A 25,736-nucleotide genomic window follows, 5' to 3' on the forward strand; every position below is an offset into this window, starting at 1 on the left:
GGCCGACACCCCGCGTCACCCGCGTCACCCGCGTCACACCGGCAGCAGCCGTGCGATCAGGGCGCCGAGCTGCCGGGCCGTGCGGCACTCGTGCATCTCGACCAGCTCGGCGTAGGCCGGCGCGGCCGAGTCACCGCTGCCCCACTGGTCGCGCGGCTCGGGGTTCAGCCAGTACACGCGCCGGGCCCGCCGGGCGATCTCCCGTACGGCGGGCAGGTTCGGGTCGCTCATGTTGGTCCGGGCGTCGCCCAGGACGAACACCGTCGAACGCGGGCCGACCGCGGCGCCGTACCGCTCGGCGAACTCGCCCAGCGCCACGCCGTAGTCGCTGCTGCCGTGCCATCCGGTGAGCGTGGCCTCGGCGCGGATCCGGGCGCTGAGCCCGTCGGGGTCGGCGCGGCCGTGATCGAGGAGGCCGGTCACCTCGTCGAGCCGGTTGACGAAGGCGAACACCCGGACCTTGCTGAACTGGTCGTGCAGGGCCTGCACGAGCAGCATCGTGAAGTCCGAGAACCCGGACACCGAGCCGGACACATCGCACAGCAGCACCAGTTCCGGGCGGACCGGACGGCGCCGGCGCAGCACCGGCCGCATCGGCACCCCGCCCGTGGACAGCGAGGAGCGCAGGGTGCGGCGCAGGTCGATGCTGCCGCGCGCGGCCCGGCGGCGGCGCGCGGCGAGCCGGGTGGCCAGCTTGCGCGCCAGCGGTGACACCGTCCTGCGCAGTTCGGCCAGTTGGTCCCGGCCGGCGAACAGGAAGTCGACACGGTCGGCGGTCGGCCTGACGCCCCGGCGCGCGATCTCGTCCCGCCCCCGCCGCTCGGCGACCCGGCGCCGGGCCTCGGCGCCGACCATCCGCCGGAATTCCTCGATGCGGCGCCGGATCTCGTCGTCCAGCAGCCGGTCGGCGAACCCCTCGCCGCCACCGTCCCGGCCCCGTACGTCGGACCGTACCCGGGCCAGCAGGGTCTGCGGGCGCAGCCGGTCCAGGGTCTGGTACGCCGACCAGCCGTCCGAGCCCGGTGCGTTGCCGTATCCGCCCATGCCGTCCACGGCCTCGGCCGCCAGCCGGGCCAGCAGTGCCCGGTCGTCGGCGGCCAGCGCCTCGGCGAGCCGGTCGCGCAGGGACTCCCGGTCGCCGGGAGCCCCGTCGGGGCCGCCCACCCCGCGCGGGAAGTACAGGTCGAAGACCGAGTCGAACAGGGCCCGCTGGCCCGGGCCGTGCAGCAGTGTCGCGGCCAGCCCCTCGCGCAGCAGTTCCCGGTCCGCGAGTCCCAGTACCTGCGCGGCGCGGGCCGCGTCCACGGTCTCCCCGGTGCCGATCCGCACCCCGTGCGCGCGCAGCGCACCGGCCAGGCCGGTGATCCGGTCGGCGACGTCGCTCACAACGCGTCCAGGTCGAGCTTGGCGGCGGCCTTCTGGATGTCGTCCTGGTGCTTGAGGATCACCCCGAGCGTGTCCTGTACGACGGTCTCGTCCAGGCTGTCGGCGCCCAGGGCCAGCAGGGTCCGCGCCCAGTCGATGGTCTCGGCGACGGACGGCACCTTGCGCAGGTCCATCGCGCGCAGCGCCCCGACCACCCGGACCACCGACTCGGTCAGCGCCGCGCCGAGGCCCGGCACCTTCAGCCGTACGATCCGCCGCTCCAGCTCCTCCTCCGGGAAGCCGATGTGCAGGAACAGGCAGCGGCGGCGCAGCGCCTCGGACAGTTCGCGCCCGGCGTTGGAGGTGAGTACGACGAACGGGCGCCGGGTCGCGCTGACCGTGCCCAGCTCGGGGACCGTGATCTGGAAGTCGCTCAGCACCTCCAGCAGCAGGCCCTCCATCTCGACGTCCGCCTTGTCGGTCTCGTCGATGAGCAGCACGGTCGGCTCGTCGCCGCGGATGGCGGTCAGCAGCGGGCGGGGGAGCAGGAACTCCTCGCTGAAGATGTCGGTGCGCGCCTCGTCCCAGCTCTCGTCGCGGCCTGCGCTGATGCGCAGCAGCTGCTTGGCGTGGTTCCACTCGTACAGGGCCCGGGACTCGTCCACGCCCTCGTAGCACTGCAGCCGCACGAGGCGGGCCCCGGCCACCTGGGCGACGGCCTTGGCCAGCTCGGTCTTGCCGACCCCGGCGGGGCCCTCCACCAGCAGCGGCTTGCCGAGCCGGGCGGCGAGGAAGACGGTCGTGGCGACGGCGGGCGAGGCGAGATACCCGGTCTCGGCGAGGCGGGCGGAGACGTCGTCGACGGATGTGAACAACGGGGCCTCCGGCGGTTCGGGGAGCGGCGTCCATGGGGAGCAGGGTCCGGGCTCCTATCTAAGCGCTTGTTCAGCGCTCGCGCCACGGTATAAACCGATCGGTTTCTCCTGGTCCGGATCGCGGTAACCTCGCTGTATGGCCAGCACAGAGAAGGTGTCCCCCCGTGACCGGCTGCTCGACGCCGCCGCCCGGCTCTCCTACCGGGACGGCGTGTCCGTCGGCATCGAGGCCCTGTGCCGGGCGGCGGGCGTGTCCAAGCGGTCGATGTACCAGCTGTTCGACAGCAAGGACGCCATGCTGGCCGCGAGCCTGGAGCAGCGCGTGCCGAGGTTCGAGGCCCAGCTCGCCCACCCCGACCCGGAGTCCGCGACCCCGCGCGAACGCATCCTGTACGTCTTCGAACGGCTCACGGCGGCCGCCGCGGACGCCGACTACCACGGCTGCCCCTATCTCGCGGTGCTGGTCGAGCTGAAGGACCCGGAGCACCCGGCGAGCACGGTCGCCCGCGGCGCGAAGGAGGGGATGGCGGCACGCTTCCGCGCCGAGGCGGCCAAGGGCGGCGCCCGCGACCCCGAGCTGCTCGCCCGCCAGCTCCTGCTGATCTTCGACGGCGCCAGCGCCCGCGCGGGCGCCGGGGTGGAGCGCCTGGAGGACGGCCTCGTCACGACGACGGTGAACCTGCTGCTGGACGCGGCGGGGATGGCATAGCACCCGAGGAGTCGGCAGAGCGCATGCCTTGAGAGGCGCATGCCTTCACAGGCACGGGGCGTCAAAGGGGCGCGAGGCACTGCGCGACCGGCCTCGGCGGCCTTCGGCCGACCCCGGCGGCCCTTCGGTCAGTCGTGAGGGCCCTCCCGTCGGCCACGGGGGCCCTCGGGTCGCGCACGGCGGCTCGTCGGTCGGCCACTTTCTTCTTCCGGGCGGCCACCGGCGCCCGCCGGCCCGACCGACCCCGCAACGCGGTGGCGTAGCACCCTAGGGGGTGGCGCAGCGCGCCTTCAACGGGGCGCGAGAACCGCGCGGCGCCGGCCGCTGCGGCCCCTCGGCCGGCCATGGCGGCGGCTCCTGCCGGCCATGGGCGGGCCCCCGGGGCCGCCCCCCCCGCGGCAGGGCCCCGGGGGGGCGGCCCCACCCCGGCAGACCCCCGGGGCCGACCCCGCCGCGGCAGGACCCCCCGGGGCCGAGCCCACCCCGGCAGACCCCCGGGGCCGACCCCGCCGCGGCAGGACCCCCCGGGGCCGAGCCCACCCCGGCAGACCCAGGGGGAGCGCCCCGTACGGGTCACCCCAGCGCGCCGACCCGCTGGTCCGCCCGGTCCAATGGAGCCGTGACCGCGCCCCCGGACGACTGCCTTGCGCGCAACGAGTGGATCTGCGGCGCCTATCTGAGCACCCGCCGGCAGATCCTGCTCGACGCCGTCGTCCAGCACCTCCAGCTGACCTTCCTCTCGATCCTGATCGGCCTGGTCATCGCGGTGCCGCTCGCCGTGCTGGCCCGCCGCTGGGGCTGGGCGGCCGGCCCGGTGCTCGCCGGGACGACGATCCTCTACACCATTCCGTCGCTCGCCATGTTCTCCCTGCTCCTGCCCCTCTACGGCCTCTCGGCCACCCTGGTCGTCGCCGGGCTCGTGCTGTACTCGCTCACTTTGCTCGTACGGAACCTCCTCGCGGGACTGCGCGCCGTCCCGGAGGAGACCCGGCAGGCCGCGCGCGGCCTCGGCTACGGCCCGGTCCGACTGCTGCTCGCCGTGGAGCTGCCGCTCGCGCTGCCCGCCGCGATGGCCGGTCTGCGCATCGCGACCGTCTCGGCCGTCTCGCTCGTCACGATCGGTGCGATCGTCGGCTTCGGCGGCCTGGGCAATCTGATCTACGCGGGCATGAACACCTACTTCAAGGCGCAGGTGCTCACCGCGTCCGTGCTGTGCGTGCTGATCGCCGTCGCCGCCGACCTGCTCCTGCTGGGCGTGCAGCGGCTGATCACCCCCTGGACCCGGGCGGCCCGGACATGAGCACGCTCACCGCGGCCTGGGACTGGCTCACCGACCCCGCCCACTGGTCGGGCGACGACGGCATCCGGCACCGGCTGCTCCAGCACCTCGTGCTCACCGTCGTCTGCCTGCTCCTCAGCTGTCTGATCGCGCTGCCCGTCGCACTCGTCCTCGGCCACCTCGGCAAGGGCGGCGCGCTCGCCGTGAACATCTCCAACATCGGCCGGGCCGTCCCCACCTTCGCCGTCCTGGTCCTGCTGCTGCTCACCCCGGTCGGGAGGTGGGGCGAGGGGCCCACGGTGGTCGCGCTGGTGCTGTTCGCCGTGCCGCCGCTGCTCACCAACGCCTACGTCGGCATGCGCGAGGTCGACCAGAGCGTCGTACAGGCGGCGCGCGGCATGGGGATGACCGGGCGGCAGCTGCTGTTCCGGGTGGAACTGCCCCTCGCGCTGCCCCTGCTGCTCAACGGGGTGCGGATCGCCGCCGTCCAGCTCGTCGCCACCGCCACCATCGCCGCGCTCGCCGGCGGCGGCGGCCTGGGCCGGATCATCACGGCGGGCTTCAACCTCGCCAGCACCCCGCAGGTGGTCGCGGGCGCGCTGCTCGTCGCCGTGTTCGCGCTCCTGGTGGAAGGCGTCTTCGAGATCGTCGAGCGGCTGGCACCGGTATGGGCCCGGGCCGGCCGATGAGGCGCCGTACGGCACTCGCCGCGCTCGCGCTCCTCGCGCTGGACGCCTGCTCCACCGGGCCGTCCCTGGAGGACCGCGGCCAGGTCACCGCAGCGCCCGGCGACAGCCACCACCTGACCGTCGGCTCGGCCGGCTTCACCGAGAGCGATCTGCTCGCCCAGCTGTACGCACAGCTGCTGGACCAGGCCGGCTACCGGACCTCGATCCTCACGGTCGCCAACCGGGAACTGTACGAACCCGCCCTGGAATCCGGCCAGATCGACGTGGTGCCCGAGTACGCGGCCACCTTCGCCGACTGGCTCAACGCCAAGACCCACGGCGCCGACGCGAAACCGGTCGGCTCACCCGACCTGGACGCCACGATGAAGGCCCTGCGCGCCCTCGCCGCCCCCCGCGGCCTGACCGTCCTGCCGCCGGGCCGGGCCGTCGACCAGAACGCCTTCGCGGTGAGCGCCGCCTACGCCCGCCGGCACCACCTGAAGACGCTCAGCGATCTCGGCGCCTCCGGGCTGAAGGTGCGGCTCGCGGCGGGCGACGAGTGCGTGCAGCGGCCGTACTGCGCGCCGGGCCTGAAGAAGGTGTACGGCATCGACATCACCGCGGTCGACCCGAAGGGCGTCGGCACCACCCCGGCCAAACTGGCCGTCCAGGACGGCCGGGACCAGATGGTGCTGACCACCACCACGGACGCCACCCTCGACCAGTTCGGCCTGGTCCTGCTCGCCGACGACAGACATCTGCAGAACGCCGACTACGTCGTCCCGGTCGTCAACCGCTCCCGCGCGGGCAGCGCACGCGTGGCGAAGGCGCTCGGCCGGCTCAACGACGTCCTCACCACCGCCGACCTGGCCGCCATGAACGAGCGGGTCGACAGCTGGCGCCGGCTGCCCGCCGACGTCGCCCGCTCCTATCTGCGGGACAAGGGCCTGCTGAAGAAGTAGCCCGGTCAGGCGTCCGAGACCGAGTCGAACGGCACCTGCCCGCGCGCCACACCGCGCGCGTCCGCGTCCACCGAGCGGCGCAGCGCCTCGTGCAGCTTGGCCGGGGTCAGCACACCGAGGAACCGCGCCCCGTCCAGCACGGCGACCCACCCGGCGTCGTACTGGAGCATCACCCCGAACGCCTGCTTCAGCGGGGCGCCGACCGGCAGCCAGGCGGTCATCCGGTGGGCGCGGTCCCGGACCGTGCCGTCCGCCGTCAGCTCGTCGACGCCGACCCAGCCGTGCAGATCACCGTCCGCGTCCAGGACCACCGCCCAGCGGGCGCCCTCGGCCCGCATCCGCTGCCGGGCGCGGGCGGCGGGCTCGTCCGGGCGGGCCACGGGCGGCTGCTCCAGATCGTCCGGCTCGATCGCGGTGACCGACAGCCGCTTCAGCCCGCGGTCGGCACCCACGAAGGAGGCGACGTACGGCGTCGCGGGTGCCCCGAGCACCGTGCCGGGCGTGTCGAACTGCTCGATACGGCCCTGCCCGTACACGGCGATGCGGTCGCCGAGCCGGACCGCCTCCTCGATGTCGTGCGTGACCAGCAGCACCGTCTTGCGCACCGCGGCCTGCATCCGCAGGAACTCGTCCTGCAACTGCTCGCGCACCACCGGGTCGACCGCGCCGAACGGCTCGTCCATCAGCAGCACCGGCGGATCCGCCGCCAGCGCCCGGGCCACCCCGACCCGCTGGCGCTGCCCGCCGGACAGCTGCTCCGGGTAGCGCGGCCCGTACGTCCCCGGATCGAGGCCCACCAGTTCCAGCAGCTCGGCCGCCCTGGCCCGCGCCTTCGCCCGCTTCCAGCCGAGCAGCGCGGGCACGGTCGCCGTGTTGTCCAGGACGGTGCGGTGCGGGAAGAGACCGACCTGCTGGATGACGTATCCGATGCGGCGGCGCAGCCGCACCGGGTCGACGGCCGCGATGTCCTCGCCGTCGACGAGGATCCGGCCGGCGGTCGGCTCGATGAGCCGGTTCACCATCATCATGGTCGTCGTCTTGCCGCACCCGGAGGGCCCGACGAGCGTGACCAGTTCTCCCTCGGCGACCTCGAAGGAGAGGTCGTCCACGGCCGTCGTACCGTCCGGGTACCGCTTGGTGACCTGCTCGAACCGGATCATTCCCTCACGCTACGGCAGGGTGCGGCGGGCCTCATCCCGCCGTGCCCCCGACCGGCGGAGCGGACAGGGAGCGGAGAGCGGGAGCGGTCCGGCGGGCCGGCGGCCCGCGCCATGGCGGGATTCGAGGGGTGCGCTCAGCGGAGCAGGATCACTTCCAGCGTGCGGGGGCCGTGCACGCCCTCCACCCGGTCCAGTTCGATGTCGCTGGTGGCCGACGGTCCCGAGATCCACGTCGACGGGCGGGCCGGATCGAGGCGTTCCAGGGCCTGCGGGACGGAGGAGACGACCTGGTCCGGGACGCGGACGACACAGATGTGGTGGTCCGGGACGAGCGAGATCCGGCGCCGGCCCTGGTCGGGGGAGCCGTCCAGCACGATCGTGCCGGTCTCGGCGATCGCCACGGCGCAGCCCGTCACCACGCTGTCCACCCGGTCGAGGCGCTGGGCGGTGCTCGCCGCCCGGTCGGGGATCCGCACGGGATCGGCGGCGGACAGCCACTCCGGCGGCAGCCCCGGCGGCACCAGCACCTCCTGCGCGCCGCGCTCGCTCAGCAGCCGCATGACGAGGTACGGAAGCTCCTGGGCGTCGGCGCGGTGCACGATCGCCCGGTAGTCCGCCAGGTTCTCCGCCAGCAGTTCCACCGTCCGCGCGGCGGACCGCTCCCCGTGCGCGCGCAGATAGTCGCGGACCACGGCCTCCTCGTAGGGCCGCTCGTCCGGTGCCACGTCCGCGAGCGCCCGCCGCACCCGGCCCAGGATCCGGTCCCTGCTGTTCACTCGCCGCCGTCCTCTCCACCGCGGGTGCGTTCCCACCAGTCCCGGAAGGGCTCCGCCGGCAGCGCCGGCAGATCCCGGGTGCCGGTCCAGGCCCGGCCGGGGCCCGGCAGGGTGCGCGGAAGCAGCCGGCGGGTCCGGGAGGCCAGCCGCTGGCCCGCGCGCAGGGCGCCCGGGTGGGCGAACGCCCAGCGCGCCGCCCGCATCGCCGCCCGCTCGGCCGCGTGCCCCTTCGCCGGCCGGAGCACCACCCTGTTGCCCTGCCGTACCGCCGGGCCGCCCTCAGCCACCCGCTCCCGCAGATGCACCAGCACCTCGGGGATGTCGATGGCGACCGGGCACACCTCGTAGCAGGCCCCGCACAGGCTCGACGCGTACGGCAGGGAGGCGTCGATCTCGCTCGCCGTGCCGCGGAGCTGAGGGCTGAGGATGGCACCGATGGGGCCCGGGTAGACCGAGCCGTAGGCATGCCCGCCGGCCCGCTCGTACACCGGACACACGTTCAGGCAGGCCGAGCAGCGGATGCAGCGCAGGGCCTGGCGGCCGACCTGGTCGGCCAGCGCGTCCGTGCGGCCGTTGTCGAGCAGGACCAGGTGGAAGGCGCGCGGCCCGTCGTCGTCCGCCGTGCCGGTCCACATGCTCGTGTACGGGTTCATCCGCTCGGCCGTGGAGGAGCGCGGCAGGGTCTGCAGGAAGACCTCCAGGTCCCGCCAGGTCGGCACGATCTTCTCGATGCCGACGACCGAGATCAGCGTCTCGGGGAGGGTCAGGCACATCCGGCCGTTGCCCTCGGACTCCACGACGACCAGGGTGCCGGTCTCGGCGACCATGAAGTTGGCACCGGAGACGCCGACCTTGGCCCGCAGGAACTTCTCCCGCAGATGCAGCCGGGCGGCCTCGGCGAGTTCCGCGGGCGTATCCGTCAGGCCCTCCGGGGCCGGGCGGCCCCACGCGCCCATCTCGGCGCGGAAGATGTCCCGGATCTCACCCCGGTTGCGGTGGATCGCCGGCACCAGGATGTGCGAGGGGCGGTCGTTGCCCAACTGCACGATCAGCTCGGCGAGATCGGTCTCGTAGGCGCGGATGCCCTCCGCCTCCAGGGCTTCGTTGAGCCCGATCTCCTGCGTGGCCATCGACTTGACCTTGACGACCTCGGACTCACCGGTCTCCTTGACCAGCCGGGCCACGATCCGGTTGGCCTCGTCCGCGTCCGCCGCCCAGTGGACCGTGCCGCCGGCCGCGGTCACCGCCTCCTCCAACTGGACCAGATAGCGGTCGAGATGCCGGAGGGTGTGGTCCTTGATCCGCTTGCCGGCCTCCCGCAGCGCCGCCCAGTCGGACACCTCGGCGACGGCCTTGGCCCGCTTGGCGCGGATGGTGTGCGTGGCATGCCGCAGATTCCCGCGCAGCGTCGGATTGCCGACGGCGTCGTGCGCGGCCTTCGGAAAGGCCGGCATCCCCACGAACGTCCCGCTCACAGCGCCGGCTCCTGTTCCGTGCTCGCGAGGATCTCCGCGATGTGCACCGGCCGCAGCTCCGTGCCGAGCCGGGTCATGGTCCCGCCGAGGTGCATCAGACAGGAGTTGTCGGCCGCGCACAGCACCTCGGCGCCGGTCGACTCGGCGCCGCGCACCTTGTCGGCCCCCATCGCCGCCGAGACGTCGGGGTTCTTCAGCGCGAACGTCCCGCCGAATCCGCAGCACTCCTCGGCTCCCGGCAGCTCCACCAACTCCAGCCCCCGCACGGCCCCGAGCAGCCGGAGCGGCCGGTCGCCGAGCCCGAGGCCGCGCAGTCCGTGGCAGGTCGGATGGTAGGTGACCCGGTGCGGGTAGCAGGCGCCGACGTCCGTCACCCCGAGGACGTCCACCAGGAACTCCGTCAGCTCGTAGGTCTTCGGCACCACCGGCGCCAGCGTCCGCGCGAGCAGGTCCCCGCGGCCCTCGGCCCGGGCCCGCTCGCCCATCCGCGGATACAGCTCCCGCACCATCGCCGCGCACGACCCTGAGGGGGTCACGATCGCGTCGTACTCCCCGAAGACATCGGAGAAATTCCGGGCCAGCGGCTCGGCCTCATGCCGGTAGCCGGTGTTGTAGTGCGCCTGTCCGCAACACGTCTGGGCCGTGGGGAAGTCGACGTCCACACCCAGTCTGGTCAGCAGCTTCACCACGGCACGGCCGGTGTCCGGATACAGCGTGTCGTTGACACAGGTCAGGAACAGGGCGACACGCATCGCGGCTCCTCGGTGTGGGTCATCGGACGAGTGCAGGGTAGTCGGCGGGCCCCTTCCACGGGAGACCGCGGCTCACCGCACGGCGAGCCGGGCCCGGGGCCCCAGCGGGTGGCCGGCGGCGCGGCGCGCACCGGGGGAGCGGCCGGGTGACCGGCGGGGCCGGACGGTGTGGGGGCCGGACGGTGCGGGGTCCGGCGGGGGGCCGGACGATGCGGCGCGATCGCCGGTGAGTCCGTGCGTGCGGCCACGGCTTCCGCCACGCCGGGTCCGTCGCCGGACTCCCGGGCGGCCCGCGGCGTCCGCCTGGACCCCGTCCGCCGCCGGCGCCGTACCGCGGAGCCCGGACGGACCCGTGCTCGCCGTACCGCGGAGCCCGGACGGACCCGTGCTCGCCTACCGCGGTTCCTCCCGCACCCTGGGGCCCGCTCCGGCTCGGCCGCCGCTCGGGCGGCTCCGGCGGCGGTGTCAACCACCGTGCCGGGCACGGTGGTTGGCGTGGAGCGCGCTGGGGGAGCGGACCAGCGCGGACCGAGTCCGGCACCGGCGTGCACGGTCGTCCGCGCGAGCGCGCCCCGCCTCAGGTGGGGTGGTGGTCGATGGGGACTCGGCTCGGGGACGGCGCCTTCCGCGCCGCGCGACGCCGGCGTCGCCCTGCCGACGTGACGATAATGTGAAGGTCTTCCCGCCGCAGCCGTTCCCTGGAGGTCCGAAGCCCGATGGCCCAGTCGGTGGGTATCAAGGACGTCGCCCGTGACGCCGGAGTGTCCGTGGGCACGGTGTCCCACGTCATCAACCGCCCGGACACCGTCGCCGACGAGACCCGGGCCCGGGTGCTGGCCGCGATCGACCGGCTCGGCTATGTCCGCAGCGAGTCGGCACGCCAGCTCAGGGCGGGCCGCAGCCGGATCATGGGGCTGCTCGTGCTCGACATGGGCAACCCGTTCTTCGCGGACGTGGCACGCGGCGCCGAGCGGGCGGCCCGGCGGACGGGGCTCGGCGTGATGGTGTGCAACAGCGCGCAGAACGCTGCCGAGGAGGCCGAGTACCTGTCGCTCTTCGCCGAGCAGCGGGTGCGCGGGGTACTGCTCACCCCCGCCGACGCCACCGGCCGCAACCTCGCCGCCTTCCGCCGGCACGGCATCCCGTTCGTGCTGGTCGACCGGGTCGCCGAGAGCGCCGCCGAGTGCTCGGTCTCCGTGGACGACGTCGCGGGCGGCGCGCTCGCCGTGCGCCATCTGCTGGACGCCGGGCACCGCTCGATCGCGTACGTCAGCGGTCCGCCCTGGCTCCACCAGGTCCGCGACCGCCGCACCGGCGCGCTGAGCGCCCTGGCCGAGGCCGGCCTCGGCCCCGAGGCGCTGCGCGAACTGCCCACCGAACGCCTCGACGTGGCCGCGGGCCGGGACGCGGGCGCCCGGCTGCTCGGCCTCGCCGACCGCCCCACCGCCGTGTTCTGCGCCAACGACCTGCTCGCCCTCGGCGTGCTCCAGGCCGTGTACGCGGCGGGCATCATCGTCCCGGACGAACTGGCGATCGTCGGCTATGACGACATCGAGTTCGCCGCCGCTGCCGCCGTCCCCCTCACCTCCGTACGCCAGCCCGCCGTCACCCTGGGCGCGCTCGCCGCCGAACTGCTCCTGGAGGAGGCCGAGCAGGGCGACGGCGGACGGACGCACGAGCACCGCCGGGTGGTGCTCGAACCGGAGCTGGTGGTGCGCCGTTCCAGCCCGGTCGCGCGCTGACCCCGAGTTCAGTAACAATGCACGATCCCGGGGCTCGGCCCGCGCCCGGTCATGTGCTGAACTGGGACGCGTCCGCCTCGTCCGTCCCGGGAGCCCCCTTGAGCCTCAGCTACCGCCAGCCCGGCGTCGTCCTCACCGACCGCCACTTCACCGTGCCCCTCGACCACGCCGACCCGGGCGGCGAGACCATCGAGCTGTACGCCCGTGAGGCGGTGGCGAGCGACAGGGCTGGACAGGACCTGCCCTGGCTGGTGTATCTGCAGGGCGGTCCCGGATTCGGGGCGAATCGTTTCGTCGGGCGTCAGGCATGGCTCGACCGGGCCCTGAAGGACTACCGCGTCCTGCTCCTCGACCAGCGCGGCACCGGCCGCTCCACGCCCGCCACCCGGCAGACGCTCCCGCTGCGCGGCGGCCCCGCCGCACAGGCCGACTACCTCACTCGCTTCCGCGCCGACGCGATCGTCCGCGACTGCGAGGCCGTCAGGACCGAGGTCACCGGCGGCGCCCCGTGGACCGTGCTCGGCCAGAGCTTCGGCGGCTTCTGCGCGGTGTCGTACCTCTCCCTCGCCCCCGAGGGCGTCGACACCGCTCTCATCACCGGCGGCCTGCCCTCGCTGCACGCCCACGCCGACGACGTCTACCGGGCCGCCTACCCGCGCGTCGAGCGCAAGGTCGCCGCCCACTACGCCCGCTATCCGCAGGACGTGGAGCGGGCCCGCCGGATCGCCGACCACCTCCTCACCCGCGACGTGGTGCTGCCCAACGGCTACCGCTTCACGGTCGAGGCCTTCCAGTCCCTCGGCCTGATGCTCGGCGCGAGCGACGGCAGCCACCGGCTGCACCACCTGCTGGAGGACGCCTTCGTCCGCACCCCCGGCGGCCTCGACCTCGCCGACGCCTTCCAGGAACAGGCCCAGAGCCTCCTGTCGCACGCGGCGCACCCCCTCTACGCCCTCGTCCACGAGTCGATCTACGGCCAGGACGCCCGTCCCACCGGCTGGGCCGCCGAACGCGTCCGCGCCGAGTTCCCGCAGTTCGACGCGGCCAAGGCGCTCGCCGGCGACGGCCCCGTGCTCTTCACCGGCGAGACCGTCCACCCCTGGATGTTCGACGCCGACCCGGCGCTGCGCCCGCTCGCCGAGACGGCCGAACTGCTCGCCGCCCGCACCGACTGGACCCCGCTGTACGACCCCGCCCGCCTCGCCGCCAACGAGGTCCCCGTCGCCGCGGCCGTCTACCACGACGACATGTACGTCGACACCGCCCACTCCCTGGACACCGCCCGCGCCATCCGCGGCCTGCGCCCCTGGGTCACCAACGAGTTCGAGCACGACGGCCTGCGCGCGGGAGCGCCCCGGGTCCTCGACCGGCTGCTCGCGCTCGCCCGCGACGAGGCCTGACGCGCGTCGCCCGCCGGTCAGCGGCGGCATGCGGTGCCGCCCCTGACCGGCGCGAAGACCACCGGTCAGCGGCCCCCGGCCCGACGACCGGCAGGGCGGCGCCCCGACCGTGACGGCCACCCCGACGGGCTGGAGGTACGGCCGCTCGGCGGCCGTCGCTGTCAGCACCGGGCCCCCATCACCGCGATGGGGTGATCGCGCACGGGCTCGCGCCGCTCCAGCGCGGCGGCCCGCCGACACGCTGTCGACGCCACGCCGGTCCGGAGCGGGCCGTGCGCTCACGGCTCGAACCGTGCGCCCGTCGAGGCGTCGACCGCACCGGGCCCGTACCCCCGCGCCCCGGGGGCCGCCGCGGAGTTGACCCTCCCCTTACGTCAGGCTCAAGGCTGTGACCGGACGAAAGGGCGGGGACATGGGCTACTCGGTGGGGCAGGTGGCGAAGTTCGCCGGCGTGACCGTGCGGACGCTGCACCACTACGACAAGGCGGGGCTGCTCTCGCCCGGCGAACGCAGCCCCGCCGGCTACCGCCGCTACGGCGACGCGGACCTGGCCCGGTTGCAGCAGATCCTGTTCTACCGGCAACTGGGCTTCCCGCTCGACGAGATCGCCGCCATCCTGCGGGACCCGGCGGCGAACGCCCTGCACCAGCTGCGGGACCGGCAGCGGCGGCTGCGCGCGGAGATCGCCCGGCTCGAACGCCTGGCGGAGGTGGCCGAGCAGGCCATCGAGGTACAGCGGACCGGGCTGACACTCACTCCCGAAGAACGCTTCGAGGTCTTCGGCGAGATCTCCTTCGACCTCAGCTACGCCACCGAGGCACAGCTGAAGTGGCAGGACTCGGCCGTCTACCGCGCGTCGATGGCACGGGCCCGGGCGCACACCAAGGAGGACTGGCGGCAGCTGATGAAGGAGGCCGCCGCCTGGCGGACCGAGCTGCTGGACGCCGTCGACGCGGACGCGCCCGCCGACGGCGAGCGGGCCATGGACCTCGCCGAGGAGCACCGCAGGCACCTGGTCCGCTGGTTCACCCCCTGCCCGCCGGACACGCACCGGCGCATCCTGGAGGACCTCACCGCCGACCCGCGCGCCTTCGCCCTCCTCGTTCCGCCGTCACAGCAGCGGCCCGGCCTCGCCGCCTATCTGTGCGAGGCGGTCCGCGCCAACGCCGCCCGCCGGGCGGGCTTGTGCACCGATCCCGAGGAGCAACCATGAGAATCCTGATCGCCACGGCCGGATCACGCGGCGACGTCGCGCCCTACACCGGCCTGGGCGCCGCACTGGCCCGCGCCGGGCACGAGGTGACGCTGGCCGCCACCGACGGCTTCGCCCCGCTCGCCCACGGCGCCGGGCTCGGCTTCCGGCGGCTGCCCGGCGATCCCCGGGCGCACGGCGGACCGACCGGCCGGCGGCAACTGATGCGCACGGCCGCCGCTTTCGTCACGGAACTCGGCCGGGGCTTCGCCGATGCGGTCGCCGAAGGCACGGATCTGCTGCTGCTGTCGGCGACGACCACCCCGCTCGGCTGGCACCTCGCCGAAGCCACCGGCCTCCCCAGCCTCGGCGTCCACCTCCAGCCGGCCGCACCGACCGGCGACTTCCCGCCGGTGGTCACGGGCGCCCGGTCGCTCGGCCGGGCCGGCAACCGGGCGGCCGGCCGTTTCGCCCTGCGCATGACCGACCGGGTCTACGAGCCCGCGGTCACCGAGCTGCGCCGCACGCTCGGGCTGCCCCCGCTCACCGCCGCCGCGATGCGCCGCCGCCGGGAGCGGGCCGACTGGCCCGTGCTGCACGGCTTCAGCACGGCCCTCGTGCCCCGCCCCGCCGACTGGCGGCCGGGCCTGGAGGTCGCCGGCACCTTCTGGCCGCACGTCGGCCCCGGGGAACGGCTGCCCGACGCCCTGGAGGACTTCCTGCGGGCCGGGCCCCGGCCCGTCCTCGTCGGCTTCGGCAGCATGGCGGCGGGGGAGGGGGAGCGGCTCGGCGGGATCGCCGTGGCGGCGCTGCGGCGGGCCGGGCTGCGCGGCATCCTCCAGTCGGGAGCCGCCGGGCTCGCCGCCGACGGGGACGACGTCCTCGCCGTCGGCGATGTGCCGCACGCCCTGCTGTTCCCGCGGCTGGCCGCCGTGGTCCACCACGCCGGGGCGGGTACCACGGCAGCCGCCCTGCGCGCGGGGGTGCCGGCGGTCGCCGTGCCGGTCACCGCGGACCAGCCGTTCTGGGCCACCCGGCTCGCCGCCCTGGGCGCCGCTCCCGCCCCGCTCCCGCTGCGCGCCCTCACCGCCGAACGGCTCGCCGCCGCACTCGGCCTCGTCACGACCCGGCAGGCGTACACCGCCGCCGCAGGGCGGGCCGCCCGGCACATGGGCGGCGAGGACGGCGCGGCCCGCGTGCTCAGGGCGATCGAGCGGGTGGCCCGGGCCGGCACCGCCTCCGCGTGACGGCTCCGGGGGACGAGCCGGGCGGTACCCCGGGTCAGTACGGGGCGGGGTATACCGGATCAGACCACCGAACTCTCCGCGCTGCGCGGCGACTGCGCGGCAGAAGGGCTTCACCGGCTGCACGGTCCACGACTGCTTCGGCGCCGGCGCCAGCAGGTCTCACAGGTCACCTTCGGCGGGCAGGACTGGCCGAACGGGGCCGAGGAGCAACGCGCGGCGGATGTTCGACGCGTTCGCGGTGGTACGGCAGGTGCACGAGCTGCTCTAGTACTTAACGGAGGAGCTCACCCCGCCCGCCGCCCGGGCCGGCCACCCCGCGCTGCGGCAGCCGCCGGAGGAGACCGAGCGGCTCACCCGGCAGACTCCCGGCGAACTGGCCGCGCTGGACGCGGCGGCGCACCGGCAGGACGTCGACGTCCTCCTGCCGCGCACCCAGCGAACTGGTCCGGGCCGCTGCCGGCGGCAATGGGGAAGGGCATGGACCGCCGGGGCGCCGACCTCATCGGTGCCCCGCTCAAGGGCGCCGCTCTGCGCGGGGCGAGCCTGTACGGGGCCTGCCTGATCGCCGCCGACCTCACCGGTGCCGATCTGCGCGGCGCGGACCTGATCGACACCGACCTGCGCGATGCCGACCTGACCGGCGCGGACCTCACCGGCACCGCACTGCCGGACTCGGTCGCGCGTCCGGCGCACTGGACCGCCGGGAGCTGAACCCGGGGGCGCTCCGGGTGCGTTGCCGGGGACGGCGGCCGGTGCGGGGCGGTGCCGGAGTCAGTCGTGCGTCCGGTGCATCGGACAGCCGGGAGCTGACCGCTCGGCGGGGCCGGAGCCGCCGCCGGGGACGGTGACCGGTTCCTCGGCGGTGTGCGCGGGGCAGTGGCCGGCGTCGGCGGCACCGTCCGGCACGGCGCCGGTCGCCGGCCGCGCGGCCCGGTCCGGCGCGGACCCGGCCGCCGCGCTCGGGCCGGACTCCGGTGCCGGGGCACGGCGTTCCAGGCGGAGCCGCAGCCCCTCCGGCATCATGGTCAGACGCTCGGTGACCGTCAGCCGGTAGCCGGGGTCGGCGTGCAGGTCGTAGCGGCGCAGCAGCAGGCCGAGGACCAGGGTCGCCTCGTGCAGGGCGAACTGGCGGCCGATGCAGGCCCGCGCCCCGGTGCCGAAGGGCTTGAACACGTGCGGCGGCCGGGCCCGGACGGCCGCGGCGGTGAAGCGGTCCGGGTCGAACCGCTCGGCGTCCTCGCCCCACACCTCCGGATCCCGGTGCAGCATCGTCGCCAGGACCAGGGCCCAGGCGCCCCGGCGCATCGGATGCTCCCCGGCGAGGACCGTGTCCTGCCGGGCCTCGCGGGCGAAGGCGGGCGCGGTCGGCCACAGCCGCAGCGACTCGTCCAGCACCCGGCGGACATAGCGCAGCTTGGCCACCTGCTCGTAGCCGGGCCGCAGGGTCCCGCCCCAGACGCGCTCCACCTCGGCACGGGCCCGGGCGGCGATCTCGGGGTGCCGGGCGAGGTAGTACAGGGCGAAGGAGAGGGCGCCCGAAGTGGTCTCGTGGCCCGCCACCAGGAACGTGATCACCTGCTTGCGCACGTTCTCCGCCGACAGTCTCTCCCCGGTCACCGGGTGCGCGGTCGCCAGCATCCGGTCCAGCAGGTCGCCCTCGCCGCCGCCGGAGCGGCGCCGGGCGGCGACCAGGCCGTCGACCGTGCGGTCGAGGTGGGCGATGTCGGCCGCGTTGCGCCGTGCGGCGGCGCGCAGCAGCAGCGGGACCAGCGGCCCCGGCACGCTGTTCAGGCGCTGTGCGTAGCTGAGCGTGCCGACCATCGCCGTGACGAAGGGATGCGGCCGGTCCCGCTCGAAGGAGCCGAAGTCGTGCCCGAAGCCGGTCCGCGCGATCGTCTCCAGCGTCAGCCGGGTCATGTCGCCGGGCACGTCCACCGTGCGGCCGGCCGCCAGCTGCCGGTCCCAGTGGTCGGTCAGCCGGTCGGCGACCGCCAGCATCATGCCGTGGTAGCCCTCCATCGCCTCCCGGCTGAACCCGGGAGCCAGGACGTCGTGCGCCAGCTGCCAGTTGGGCTCGTGGTTGTAGGCGGTGAACAGGCCGTCCCCGGCCACCGGACGCAGATTGGCGATGCCGAGCCCGACGTGCTTGGCGAACCGGGACTCGTCGGCCAGATCGGCCACCAGCCGCGCCCCCCAGACGAACACGAACTCCTTGCCGAAGACCCGGCGCCGGAAGACCGGGCCCAGGGTGCGCCCGAAGCGCGCGGAGTCCTGGAGCGGCCGGCGCCGGTCGGCGCCGAGCACATCGCCGAGCAGCGGCAGCCGGCGCGGCGGATGCGGGATGCGGTGCAGCTCGGGCCAGCCGTGTTCGGCGCTCCGGAAACCCTTCGGCAGGCCGCTCGACCCGGACCCCCCGGTCGCCGCGGCCCGGCTGGAATCCGTCGTGTCCGTCGTCCCCGTCGTCTCCGCCATGACGCGATCTCCCTTGATCCAGCGGATGGTTGAAGCTGTGCCGCGCGCGTGTTGTACGTGGGTTCAATAACGCTCCAGTGTGGTCCCGTTGTTGAACCGACGTCAAGTAAAGTGACGCCATGCCCGCGAACCAGGGGGAGCGCGCCCGGCGCAGACTCAGTACCGAGGAGCGCCGTGAGCAGCTGCTGTCGGTCGGTGCGCGGCTGTTCTCGGAGAGCCCCTACGACGAGGTGTGGATCGAGCAGGTCGCCGAGATCGCCGGAGTCTCGCGCGGACTGCTGTACCACTACTTCCCGACCAAGCGGGACTTCTTCGCCGCCGTCGTGGAGCGGGAGAGCACCCGCATGCTGCGGATGACGGAGGCCGTGCCCGGCGTGCCGGCGCGCGAGCAGCTCGCCGCCGGCCTCGACGTCTACCTCGGCTACGTCCAGGCCCACGCCCACGGCTTCCGTGCCTTCCACCGCGCCGACGCGGCGGGCGACCAGACGGTCCGCCGGGTCTACCGGACGGCACTGGCCGCCCAGGAGAAGCAGATCCTGGCCGCACTCGCCGCCGATCCCGAGTTCGGGCCCGTCGTCGAGGCCGCTCCCGAGGTGCGGCTCGCGGTGCGCGGCTGGCTCGCCTTCACCACCGCCGTCTGCCTCGAATGGCTCCGCGGGGACGGCGGGTTGAGTCGTGAACAGGTGCGCGACCTGTGTGCCCGCGCCCTGCTGGGCGTCCTCGCGTAGCCCTGTCCGCCGGTGCGGCGTGGTTGGCGTGCGCCCGGATCTTCGGTAGGTTAGGCAAGGCTTACCTTAGGAGGTCTCGGATGGGTGACACGCAGGACTGGACGGCCGCCCCCGGCGCGGCGGAACGGGCCCGCTCGGTGCTGGCCGCCGCGTGGTCGTGCGCGGTGACCGCGGACGGCGTCCGCGAGGAGTACGTCGGCGCGCACACCGTGACCGACGACGGCCGGGTGCGGCTGTCGGTGCCCGACGACAGCGGTCTGTTCGCCGCGGCCCTGTGCGCCCCGCGCCAGGAGCCCTCCGCCCTGCTGGAGTTCGCCGACGTGGCCCCCGTACCGGTGCGCAACCGCGTCCGGGCCCGGCTCTGGCTCTCCGGCTGGTTCGCCCCGTCCGGCGACGCGCTGCTCTTCCGGCCCACCCGGGTGGTGCTCCGGCAGTCCTCCGGGCCCGTGGTCATCGACCTGGACGACTTCACCGCCGCCCGGCCCGACCCGCTGGCCGGCGCCGAGGCCCACCTGCTCACGCATCTCGCCGACGCCCACCCGGACGCCGTCGAGCGGCTCACCCGCCTGGTGCGCCCCGAGAGCCTGCACGCCGCGACCCGGGTGGTGCCGCTCGCCGTCGACCGGCACGGACTGACCCTGCGCATCGAACGCAGCCGCGCCCACGGCGACGTACGGCTGCCCTTCCACGCGCCCGCCGACGACGTCACCCAGCTCACCGAGCGGATGCACGTCCTGCTGGCCCAGGCGAGCGCCGCCGCCTGCCCGCGCGCGCTACAGCGGCAGCGCGCAGACGGCGACGGGTGACGGGAACGGCCCGCCGGCCGGACGGAGTTCTCCGCCGTCCGCGCCGACGTGGAAGACGGTGACCGTGCCGGAGCGCTGGTTCGCCGCGAACAGCAGCCGGCCGTCGGGCGCGAACGCGATCTGCCGCGGGAAGTCCCCGCCGACCGGTACCGTGCCGAGCAGCCGCAGCCGGGCCCCGTCGGCCTCGACGGCGAACCGCGCGAGGCTGTTGTGGCCCCGGTTGGCGAGGAAGGCGTACCGGCCGTTCGCCGTCACCAGGATCTGCGCCGGATAGTTCGTGCCGCCGTCCGACCCGGTCGGCTGCGGATCACCGATGGTCAGCCTGCCGGACCGCGGGTCGTAGGCGCAGACGGCCACGGTGTCGTCCACCTCGTTGGCCAGGTAGGCGTACCGGCCGTCCGGGTGGAAGGTCAGATGGCGTGGCCCCGCGCCGGGCCGGGTGTGCGCCCGCGCCACCTCGGTGAGCGTGCCCTTCGCCGGGTCGAGGCGATAGGTGTAGACGGTGTCGGTGCCGAGGTCCACGGCGAGGATGTGCCCGCCGTCGGGGCTCGTGACGCACTGGTGCGCGTGCGGGCCCTGCTGGCCGGGTCCCGGCGCCGGGGAGCCGTGCGTGACCAGGGCGGTGCGTTCGCCCAGGGCGCCGGAGGCGTCGATCGGGTGCACGGCGACACTGCCGGACCCGTAGTTCGCGCTGAGCAGCCACCGCCCGCCGGGATGCACCGACAGATGGCAGGGGGCCGCGCCGCCGGTGCTCCGGGTGCCCAGGACGCGCCGGTCCGCGAGGCGTACGGCCGTCACACCGCCGTCCTCCCGCTCGTCCACCGCGTACAGCGTGCGGCCGTCCGGGTGCACGGCCAGGTAGGACGGGTCAGGAACCCCGGTGAGCGTGCCCGAGCCGGTGATCCGGCCCGACCCCGGATCGTACGACGCCAGGCCGATGCCGGTGCCGCCGCCGTCGACGGAGGTGTAGGTGCCCACGTACAGCGGGCGCGGTCCGGCCGGCTCGCGGGATGGTGCGGCGGCCTTCGGGCCGCTGTCCGTCGCCGGAGTCCCGGCGGGCGGGGCGGCCGGGGCCGGCACCGCCACGACGGCCGCCGTACCCGCCGCTGCCCCGATGAACCGGCGCCTGGTCCAGCCGCCGCCGTGCTCCCGGCCGCGCCGGGGCGGCGGAGATCCCTCTCCCGCCGCCCGTGCCTCCGTGTCCATGCCGCACCTCAGGTCGTCGGTCGCCCGCTCGTGACAGCAACCTTGGCCCGCAGCCGCCGCCGAGGGCAAGCCGGGCAACAGGCATTGCGGGGGGCGCAACCCGGAGGGGCCGTCAGGGCGTCGGGCGGTGCGGCGACGGCGGTGCTACCACTCGCCGTCCTCGACCGGCTTGCCCGGCGCGTCCTTCAGCGGGGTCACCTGGCCGGCGGACGGCGACTGCCACGCGTCCAGGTCGTCGCCGAGCCACTCGCCGGCCGGCCGCACGTCCCCCAGGGCGTCCGTGGGGGCGAGATCCTCGGCGGCGTCATCGTCGTCGTAGTAGTCGTACCAGGGCAGGCCCGCCCGGGTGTACGCCGCCCGGTCCACCGGCGACGGCGGGGGCTCCTCGCCGGTGATCCGGCGCCACTCCGGGGGCGTGACCAGGTGGACGAAGACCCGCCCGGCCGGCTCCTCGGACCAGTCGCCGAGCGGCCGGTCGTCCCGGTAGACCTCCTGCCGCATCGAGCCGCCGACGCCGAGCCCCATGGCCGCCGCCCGCCGCGGGGCCGCCCCGGCCGGCGGCGGGGGAGCGCCGTAGGACGCGGCGGGCGCGGGCGGCGGCGATCCGGGCGGCCCGGCCTGCCCGGGGCCTCCGGGGGCCGCCGCGCTCGGCGGCGGGACCGCGCCGAAGCCGCCCGACACGCCCGCCGGGCCCGTCCGCAGCCGCCGCTCCCGCTCGCGCTCCAGGCGCCGCCACTCGGCGAGCGCGCCCTCCCGGAGCCGGAACGACTGGAGCTGGACCCCGCCCCACACCTCCTCGCCGGTGACCTGCCCCTCCACGGTCGCACCGAGCCCCAGCGGCACGGCCACGAACTGGCGGACCGTGCCCTTGCCGGAGTTGATGCCGTCCAGCCAGGGCTGGCGGGGCAGCACCACATAGTTCTGCGGGCGCCCGGACAGCCGGTCGCGCCACGGCTCGCCGGACACCGCGCACACCTTGCCCACGCCGACCTGGAGCGCGGCCGGCTCCGCCGTGCCCGCGAAACTCAGCCACATCGCCTCGCGCAGATACACCGGCAGCATCACGCCGCCGCGCCGGAGCCACTCTGGCGGCACCCGGTCGGCGTGGTCGGCCACCCGCCGGACCGGGAACTCGCCGAGCCCCGGCGGCAGCGGATGCGTGCCGTTCTCCGGCAGCCGCAGCGTGCGCACGAACCGCACCGCCACCCCGCCCGGCAGCCGCAGTGTGTTCCCGTCGATCCGGACCCCGGATCCGGTCATCGGCCCGCCCCCTCCGTTTCCGCGCCGGCCCCGTCCCGGCACCTCCTCACCGAGAACGCTCACCGACCCCCGCACGGTTCCGCCACAGCTCCTCCTGGACACCGAGGCGTTCGCGCAGCCGGGTCATCCGGGGCAGCTTGGTGCGGTGCCGGCGGGAGACCCGGTCCAGCTCCTCGAAGAGGCGGCGGGTGCGGTGCTCGGTGTCCAGCTCGTCGATCATCCGGGTCGTCTCGGTGAGCACGGCCCCGAGCAGCTGCCAGTTCGCCCAGTCCTCGCTGACCTCCTCCCGGAGCAGCTCGGCCAGCCGGTCCCGGGTGCCGGCCGCCGTGTGCAGCTCGGCCGTCAGCCGGGCCTCCGCCGACTCGGCGTTCTCGCTCAGCTGGGTGGTCACCAGCACCGCGAAGCTGACCACCGCGTCGGCGATCTCCGACAGCAGCTGCTCCACGGTGGCCCCCACCCGGGGCGAGAACAGCTCCTGGGACCCCCGGGCCTTCGCCAGGTCCGTGAGCGAGCGGGCCAGCACCCGCAGCACCACGGTGCAGATCTCCAGCGTGTCGAGGCCGGTGCGCAGCACCACCCGGTGCAGCAGCCCCTCCTTGACCCGCGGATTGAGCCGCAGGCTGTCCTCGGCCTGCCGCAGCGCCGCGTCCACCTGCACGATGTCGTGGTCGAGCCGGCGTGCCTCGTGCAGCCGTTCGGCCGCCCGCTGCCAGGGTGTCCGGCCCGCCGCCTCCTCGCCCATCCGCAGCATCAGCCGGCGCACCCGCCGGGCGAGGTCCTCGATGGACCGGCCCGCCTCGTCCACCCACACCGGCGGCGGCAGCAGCAGATTGCAGGCGGTGCCGACGACCGCGCCGATCAGCGTCTCCACGATCCGCGCCCACGCGGTGAACCCGACCGTGGTGACCCCGAGCACCAGCATGGCGCTGATCGCCACCTCGGCCACGTACTCGTCGACGCGCACCAGGTGCCCCACCGCGAGGGAGGCGACGATCAGCAGCGCGAGGCTCCACCAGGTCAGCCCCACCAGCACGCTGAAGGCGATGGCGACCAGCACACCCGCGACCACCGAGTTCACCCGGCGGATGCCGTTGGTGAGGGTGGCGAAGAAGGTCACCTGGACGACCAGCAGTGCGGTCAGCGGAGCGGTGAGCGGGGCCGGCTCGGGACTCAGCCGGAGCGCGATGACGTAGGCGACCGTCGCCGCCGCCGCCGAACGAAGCGTCTGGACGACCACCGGCTCACGGCGGCGCCGCACCAGACGCAGCAGTCCCTCGGGCCACTCTCGTAGATCGCGCATCCTTTGGCCTGTTCCCGTTCCCCGGGGGGACCGAACGTGGCCGTTTGCGGGCTGTTTCCGGCCGCACCGCGCGCGGGCCCGCTACGCGTACAGCTTGTCGACGAAGGCGGCCAGGTGGCCCTTCGCGCGGGTGATCTGCTCCTCCAGGGTCAGGCTCTCCTCGAACCGGGCGCCGGACTCCGGGACCTTCTTCCCGCGCACGTACAGCGAGCACGCCAGGTCGGTGCACATGTACAGGCCCACCGAGTTGCCCTCGCGGCCCGCCGCCCCCGCCTTGCGCGCGGTCATCAGTGACACGCCTCCGCCGGGATGGGTGGTCAGGCACACCGAGCACATGCTGCGGTGCAGGTAGCCGCGTTGCGCGGGCGGGAAGCGCAGGGCGACACCGGCGAGCCGGCCGTCCCGCTCGGTGACCAGATAGCTGCGGTCGGGGGCGCCGGGATCACGCCAGCCGAGGAAGTCCAGGTCGTCCCACGGCCGTTCACCGAGGTCGCGCGGGACGGCCAGGCGCTTGGCCTCACCCTTGGTGCAGTTGACGAACGAGTTGCGGATGTCCTGCTCGGTGAGCGATTTCATGGGGGGAGTCCTTCCGGGATCCGGTGCCCTGCCCGGTACCTAGAGGGTCTAGGTGTATGGCTATCTTATTTAGTCACAGAGGGGTGGGCCAATGGATTTCAGGTGGGGGCCGTCGCCGCGTGCCCGGCGGGCGCTGGAGCATGTGGCGACCGGTGCGTCCGGACCGCCGGTCGATCCCGGCTTGCGCATCACCCTGAACTTCCATCCCGACCGCGGCTCCGGCGGCCTGCCGATCCTCCAGTCGCTGGCCCGGGACGGCGCGTACTTCTCCCAGTTCGTCACGGGCACCGGCAACGGCGGCCTGACCGCGCACCCGGGCGGCGAGCGGACCCGCTGGGAGAGCCGGATCTTCGGCGGCGCGTACGACGACGCGGACCCGGCCGAGCGTCCCGTCTACGGCGCGCTGGACTTCCGCCGCCAGGTGGTCGGCGCGGCCCCCCGCTTCGGCTCCTCGTACCTCAGACTGTCCGCCGCCGTCCTGGCCCGGGCCACCTTCTGCTACCCGGACAGCGCGGCCGAGCCCACCGACTTCGGCGTGGCCGCCGCCATGCCCCTCGTCCCGCTCGCCGAGGCCGACGAGCGGGACGCCCTCGACGACTACATCGAGGCCCATGTGCACGGCGGTGTGCGGCTCGACCGGGACGCGGAGGTGCTCGTGCTGGACGCCGGCTACCGGGGCACGGCGGTGGAGGCGGCCGCCCGCGCCCTGCCCGTCCCGCTCGCCTGGCACCCCGGCTACCGGCTCACCGTCACCGCGCTGCGCCGGCACGCCGGCTACCGCGGCCCGCGCTACGCCGAGCTGGGCGCCCGCATCGCCGAGGACGGCGTCATCACCCCGCGTGTCATCGGGGACGCGGCCCGCGGCGGCCGGTACGAGCTCCAGGATCTGAAGAAGGTGTGGCACACGCTGGCCCGTTTCGGGGCACCGGAGGGCGCCGGAACGGCGTACACCGCGACGGCGGAAGGTGCCGGAACGGGGTACACCGCGACGGCGGAAGGCGCCGCCGTCCGCGGTGGGGCCACCGGTTACGGAGCCTCGGACTCCGCGGTCCCCGCCGCGGGCGGCCACACTCCGGGGGCCAGCACCCCCACGGCGTAGGCGCGGGCGACCAGCTCGGTGCGGTTGGCCGCGCCCCACCGCGCCGACAGGCGCCGCAGGTGATAGGTGACGCCGTCCCTGCTGAGGCCCAGCTCGCGGGCGACGCGCGCGGTGGTGGCGCCCCCGGCCAGCAGCGCGAGCACCTGCCGCTCCACCGCGGTGGCCCGCTCCGGCTCCGGCGCGCGGCGCTCGCCCAGCACCCGCAGCATCACCAGCAGGGCCGGCGTCTCCTCCACCCGGTCGCTGACGGGGTCCGCCGTCAGCTCGCCGTACCGCTCGGCCCCGCCGGGCGCCCGCCAGCACACCGACACCTGGTAGCGGGAGCGGTGCCGCAGCCGCAGCGCCTCGGCGATCCGCTCCACCTGCGTGGCCTCCTGCGGCCGGAACAGCTCCAGCACCTGCCGGCCGCGCAGCCCGCCCGGCGTCGTACCGCACTCCGTGGCCATCGCCGGGTTCGCCAGCACCACCTGGCCGTACACGTCGCACACGGCCACCGGTACCGACACCCGGTCGAACACCAGCAGCGCGCGGTTGCGCCAGACCACCGCCTCGGAGCGCCCCGCGTCCATCCCACCTCCCGGTCCGCCGCCCGCCATCAAAGAGGAAGCGACAGGTCAGCGGCAACTCGGCGAACGCGCGCCGGGCCGGGCGGCGCAAGACCGGCGGCGGAATTTCCACTGCACGATC

General features: G+C 74.9%; 23 protein-coding genes and 1 pseudogene. 12 read left to right on the forward strand and 12 right to left on the reverse strand.

Translation table 11 applies throughout. From position 1 onward, the window contains the following. Window positions 1–33: 33 nt before the first annotated feature. Together ACF073_RS09305 and ACF073_RS09310 are read right to left on the reverse strand one after the other, a co-directional pair. Entirely contained in the window at window positions 34–1,386 is a 1,353-nt protein-coding gene (locus ACF073_RS09305; RefSeq protein ID WP_392067938.1) for a VWA domain-containing protein, read from the reverse strand. Beyond that, window positions 1,383–2,240 (reverse strand): AAA family ATPase, encoded by an 858-nt coding sequence (locus tag ACF073_RS09310; protein ID WP_392067939.1) that lies wholly within the window; start codon window positions 2,238–2,240, stop codon window positions 1,383–1,385. The genes ACF073_RS09305 and ACF073_RS09310 overlap by 4 nt, the downstream gene beginning before the upstream one ends. A gap of 136 nt (window positions 2,241–2,376) precedes the next feature. On the opposite strand from ACF073_RS09310, the gene ACF073_RS09315 reads away from it, so the two are divergent. The 4 genes from ACF073_RS09315 to ACF073_RS09330 all read left to right on the forward strand — a co-directional run bounded on the left by ACF073_RS09315 (window position 2,377) and on the right by ACF073_RS09330 (window position 5,858). Next, the gene (locus ACF073_RS09315; RefSeq protein WP_392067940.1) at window positions 2,377–2,949 is read left to right on the forward strand and encodes a TetR/AcrR family transcriptional regulator; all 573 of its coding nucleotides are present in this window, start codon (window positions 2,377–2,379) and stop codon (window positions 2,947–2,949) included. Between the two features lie 619 nt (window positions 2,950–3,568). Beyond that, on the forward strand, window positions 3,569–4,249 hold the full coding sequence (locus ACF073_RS09320) for an ABC transporter permease (RefSeq protein WP_392067941.1): 681 nt from the start codon (window positions 3,569–3,571) through the stop codon (window positions 4,247–4,249). Further along, window positions 4,246–4,917, forward strand: a complete 672-nt coding sequence (locus ACF073_RS09325; protein ID WP_392067942.1) for an ABC transporter permease — start codon at window positions 4,246–4,248, stop codon at window positions 4,915–4,917. Before ACF073_RS09320 ends, ACF073_RS09325 begins: the two co-directional genes overlap by 4 nt. Beyond that, a complete protein-coding gene (locus ACF073_RS09330; RefSeq protein WP_392067943.1) occupies window positions 4,914–5,858 on the forward strand; it encodes an ABC transporter substrate-binding protein in 945 nt (314 codons plus the stop codon). The genes ACF073_RS09325 and ACF073_RS09330 overlap by 4 nt, the downstream gene beginning before the upstream one ends. 5 nt (window positions 5,859–5,863) lie before the next feature. Here ACF073_RS09330 and ACF073_RS09335 read toward each other — a convergent pair whose 3' ends face one another. The 4 genes from ACF073_RS09335 to ACF073_RS09350 form a co-directional block, all read right to left on the reverse strand. Then, entirely contained in the window at window positions 5,864–7,018 is a 1,155-nt protein-coding gene (locus ACF073_RS09335) for an ABC transporter ATP-binding protein (RefSeq protein ID WP_392067944.1), read from the reverse strand. A 134-nt stretch (window positions 7,019–7,152) separates the two neighbouring features. Next, window positions 7,153–7,794, reverse strand: a complete 642-nt coding sequence (locus tag ACF073_RS09340; protein ID WP_392067945.1) for a lactate utilization protein C — start codon at window positions 7,792–7,794, stop codon at window positions 7,153–7,155. Further along, window positions 7,791–9,269: a LutB/LldF family L-lactate oxidation iron-sulfur protein gene (locus ACF073_RS09345; protein WP_392067946.1), complete on the reverse strand. Its 1,479-nt coding sequence runs from the start codon at window positions 9,267–9,269 to the stop codon at window positions 7,791–7,793. The genes ACF073_RS09340 and ACF073_RS09345 overlap by 4 nt, the downstream gene beginning before the upstream one ends. Next, window positions 9,266–10,021: a (Fe-S)-binding protein gene (locus tag ACF073_RS09350; RefSeq protein ID WP_392067947.1), complete on the reverse strand. Its 756-nt coding sequence runs from the start codon at window positions 10,019–10,021 to the stop codon at window positions 9,266–9,268. The genes ACF073_RS09345 and ACF073_RS09350 overlap by 4 nt, the downstream gene beginning before the upstream one ends. A 716-nt stretch (window positions 10,022–10,737) precedes the next feature. Here ACF073_RS09350 and ACF073_RS09355 point away from each other — a divergent pair. The 5 genes and pseudogenes from ACF073_RS09355 to ACF073_RS09375 all read left to right on the forward strand — a co-directional run. Continuing rightward, complete coding sequence (locus ACF073_RS09355) at window positions 10,738–11,763, forward strand: LacI family DNA-binding transcriptional regulator (protein WP_392067948.1); 1,026 nt, start codon at window positions 10,738–10,740, stop codon at window positions 11,761–11,763. A 98-nt stretch (window positions 11,764–11,861) separates the two neighbouring features. Beyond that, complete coding sequence (locus ACF073_RS09360) at window positions 11,862–13,163, forward strand: alpha/beta fold hydrolase (protein WP_392067949.1); 1,302 nt, start codon at window positions 11,862–11,864, stop codon at window positions 13,161–13,163. A gap of 412 nt (window positions 13,164–13,575) precedes the next feature. After that, window positions 13,576–14,376 (forward strand): MerR family transcriptional regulator, encoded by an 801-nt coding sequence (locus ACF073_RS09365; protein WP_392068895.1) that lies wholly within the window; start codon window positions 13,576–13,578, stop codon window positions 14,374–14,376. Next, complete coding sequence (locus tag ACF073_RS09370) at window positions 14,373–15,602, forward strand: glycosyltransferase (RefSeq protein ID WP_392067950.1); 1,230 nt, start codon at window positions 14,373–14,375, stop codon at window positions 15,600–15,602. Before ACF073_RS09365 ends, ACF073_RS09370 begins: the two co-directional genes overlap by 4 nt. Window positions 15,603–15,681: 79 nt before the next feature. Further along, window positions 15,682–16,313, forward strand: a pseudogene (locus ACF073_RS09375) (pentapeptide repeat-containing protein); the annotation flags it as partial. 60 nt (window positions 16,314–16,373) lie between these two features. Here the strand turns inward: ACF073_RS09375 and ACF073_RS09380 are convergent. Then, window positions 16,374–18,074: a cytochrome P450 gene (locus tag ACF073_RS09380; protein ID WP_392067952.1), complete on the reverse strand. Its 1,701-nt coding sequence runs from the start codon at window positions 18,072–18,074 to the stop codon at window positions 16,374–16,376. A gap of 119 nt (window positions 18,075–18,193) precedes the next feature. On the opposite strand from ACF073_RS09380, the gene ACF073_RS09385 reads away from it, so the two are divergent. Together ACF073_RS09385 and ACF073_RS09390 are read left to right on the forward strand one after the other, a co-directional pair. Then, a complete protein-coding gene (locus ACF073_RS09385; protein ID WP_392067953.1) occupies window positions 18,194–18,802 on the forward strand; it encodes a TetR/AcrR family transcriptional regulator in 609 nt (202 codons plus the stop codon). Window positions 18,803–18,882: 80 nt separating this feature from the next. Beyond that, entirely contained in the window at window positions 18,883–19,608 is a 726-nt protein-coding gene (locus ACF073_RS09390) for a DUF2470 domain-containing protein (protein ID WP_392067954.1), read from the forward strand. On the opposite strand, the gene ACF073_RS09395 is transcribed toward ACF073_RS09390, so the two are convergent. From ACF073_RS09395 to ACF073_RS09410, 4 genes are all read right to left on the reverse strand, one after another. Next, window positions 19,576–20,814 carry a lactonase family protein gene (locus ACF073_RS09395; protein ID WP_392067955.1) on the reverse strand — a complete coding sequence of 413 codons (1,239 nt, stop codon included), beginning with the start codon at window positions 20,812–20,814 and terminating at the stop codon, window positions 19,576–19,578. The two genes, ACF073_RS09390 and ACF073_RS09395, sit on opposite strands and share 33 nt — an antisense overlap. A gap of 144 nt (window positions 20,815–20,958) precedes the next feature. Beyond that, complete coding sequence (locus ACF073_RS09400; RefSeq protein ID WP_392067956.1) at window positions 20,959–22,074, reverse strand: hypothetical protein; 1,116 nt, start codon at window positions 22,072–22,074, stop codon at window positions 20,959–20,961. Between the two features lie 46 nt (window positions 22,075–22,120). Next, window positions 22,121–23,374: an aromatic acid exporter family protein gene (locus ACF073_RS09405; RefSeq protein WP_392067957.1), complete on the reverse strand. Its 1,254-nt coding sequence runs from the start codon at window positions 23,372–23,374 to the stop codon at window positions 22,121–22,123. A gap of 81 nt (window positions 23,375–23,455) precedes the next feature. Continuing rightward, complete coding sequence (locus tag ACF073_RS09410) at window positions 23,456–23,950, reverse strand: FBP domain-containing protein (RefSeq protein WP_392067958.1); 495 nt, start codon at window positions 23,948–23,950, stop codon at window positions 23,456–23,458. Window positions 23,951–24,041: 91 nt separating this feature from the next. On the opposite strand from ACF073_RS09410, the gene ACF073_RS09415 reads away from it, so the two are divergent. Continuing rightward, window positions 24,042–25,049 (forward strand): DUF3626 domain-containing protein, encoded by a 1,008-nt coding sequence (locus ACF073_RS09415; protein ID WP_392067959.1) that lies wholly within the window; start codon window positions 24,042–24,044, stop codon window positions 25,047–25,049. Here ACF073_RS09415 and ACF073_RS09420 read toward each other — a convergent pair. Continuing rightward, window positions 24,977–25,618 (reverse strand): LuxR C-terminal-related transcriptional regulator, encoded by a 642-nt coding sequence (locus ACF073_RS09420; RefSeq protein ID WP_392067960.1) that lies wholly within the window; start codon window positions 25,616–25,618, stop codon window positions 24,977–24,979. The two genes, ACF073_RS09415 and ACF073_RS09420, sit on opposite strands and share 73 nt — an antisense overlap. Window positions 25,619–25,736 lie beyond the last annotated feature (118 nt).

The sequence above is a fragment of the Streptomyces sp. NPDC015171 genome, from assembly GCF_043079545.1.
GTDB lineage: Bacteria > Actinomycetota > Actinomycetes > Streptomycetales > Streptomycetaceae > Streptomyces.

Coding starts and splice junctions, on each gene's coding strand:
- ACF073_RS09315 (WP_392067940.1), top strand. CDS start 2,377: ATGGCCAGCACAGAGAAGGTGTCCCCCCGTGACCGGCTGCTCGACGCC.
- ACF073_RS09325 (WP_392067942.1), top strand. CDS start 4,246: ATGAGCACGCTCACCGCGGCCTGGGACTGGCTCACCGACCCCGCCCAC.
- ACF073_RS09330 (WP_392067943.1), top strand. CDS start 4,914: ATGAGGCGCCGTACGGCACTCGCCGCGCTCGCGCTCCTCGCGCTGGAC.
- ACF073_RS09335 (WP_392067944.1), bottom strand. CDS start 7,018: ATGATCCGGTTCGAGCAGGTCACCAAGCGGTACCCGGACGGTACGACG.
- ACF073_RS09350 (WP_392067947.1), bottom strand. CDS start 10,021: ATGCGTGTCGCCCTGTTCCTGACCTGTGTCAACGACACGCTGTATCCG.
- ACF073_RS09355 (WP_392067948.1), top strand. CDS start 10,738: ATGGCCCAGTCGGTGGGTATCAAGGACGTCGCCCGTGACGCCGGAGTG.
- ACF073_RS09365 (WP_392068895.1), top strand. CDS start 13,576: ATGGGCTACTCGGTGGGGCAGGTGGCGAAGTTCGCCGGCGTGACCGTG.
- ACF073_RS09370 (WP_392067950.1), top strand. CDS start 14,373: ATGAGAATCCTGATCGCCACGGCCGGATCACGCGGCGACGTCGCGCCC.
- ACF073_RS09380 (WP_392067952.1), bottom strand. CDS start 18,074: ATGGCGGAGACGACGGGGACGACGGACACGACGGATTCCAGCCGGGCC.
- ACF073_RS09385 (WP_392067953.1), top strand. CDS start 18,194: ATGCCCGCGAACCAGGGGGAGCGCGCCCGGCGCAGACTCAGTACCGAG.
- ACF073_RS09390 (WP_392067954.1), top strand. CDS start 18,883: ATGGGTGACACGCAGGACTGGACGGCCGCCCCCGGCGCGGCGGAACGG.
- ACF073_RS09395 (WP_392067955.1), bottom strand. CDS start 20,814: ATGGACACGGAGGCACGGGCGGCGGGAGAGGGATCTCCGCCGCCCCGG.
- ACF073_RS09400 (WP_392067956.1), bottom strand. CDS start 22,074: ATGACCGGATCCGGGGTCCGGATCGACGGGAACACACTGCGGCTGCCG.
- ACF073_RS09405 (WP_392067957.1), bottom strand. CDS start 23,374: ATGCGCGATCTACGAGAGTGGCCCGAGGGACTGCTGCGTCTGGTGCGG.
- ACF073_RS09410 (WP_392067958.1), bottom strand. CDS start 23,950: ATGAAATCGCTCACCGAGCAGGACATCCGCAACTCGTTCGTCAACTGC.
- ACF073_RS09415 (WP_392067959.1), top strand. CDS start 24,042: ATGGATTTCAGGTGGGGGCCGTCGCCGCGTGCCCGGCGGGCGCTGGAG.
- ACF073_RS09420 (WP_392067960.1), bottom strand. CDS start 25,618: ATGGACGCGGGGCGCTCCGAGGCGGTGGTCTGGCGCAACCGCGCGCTG.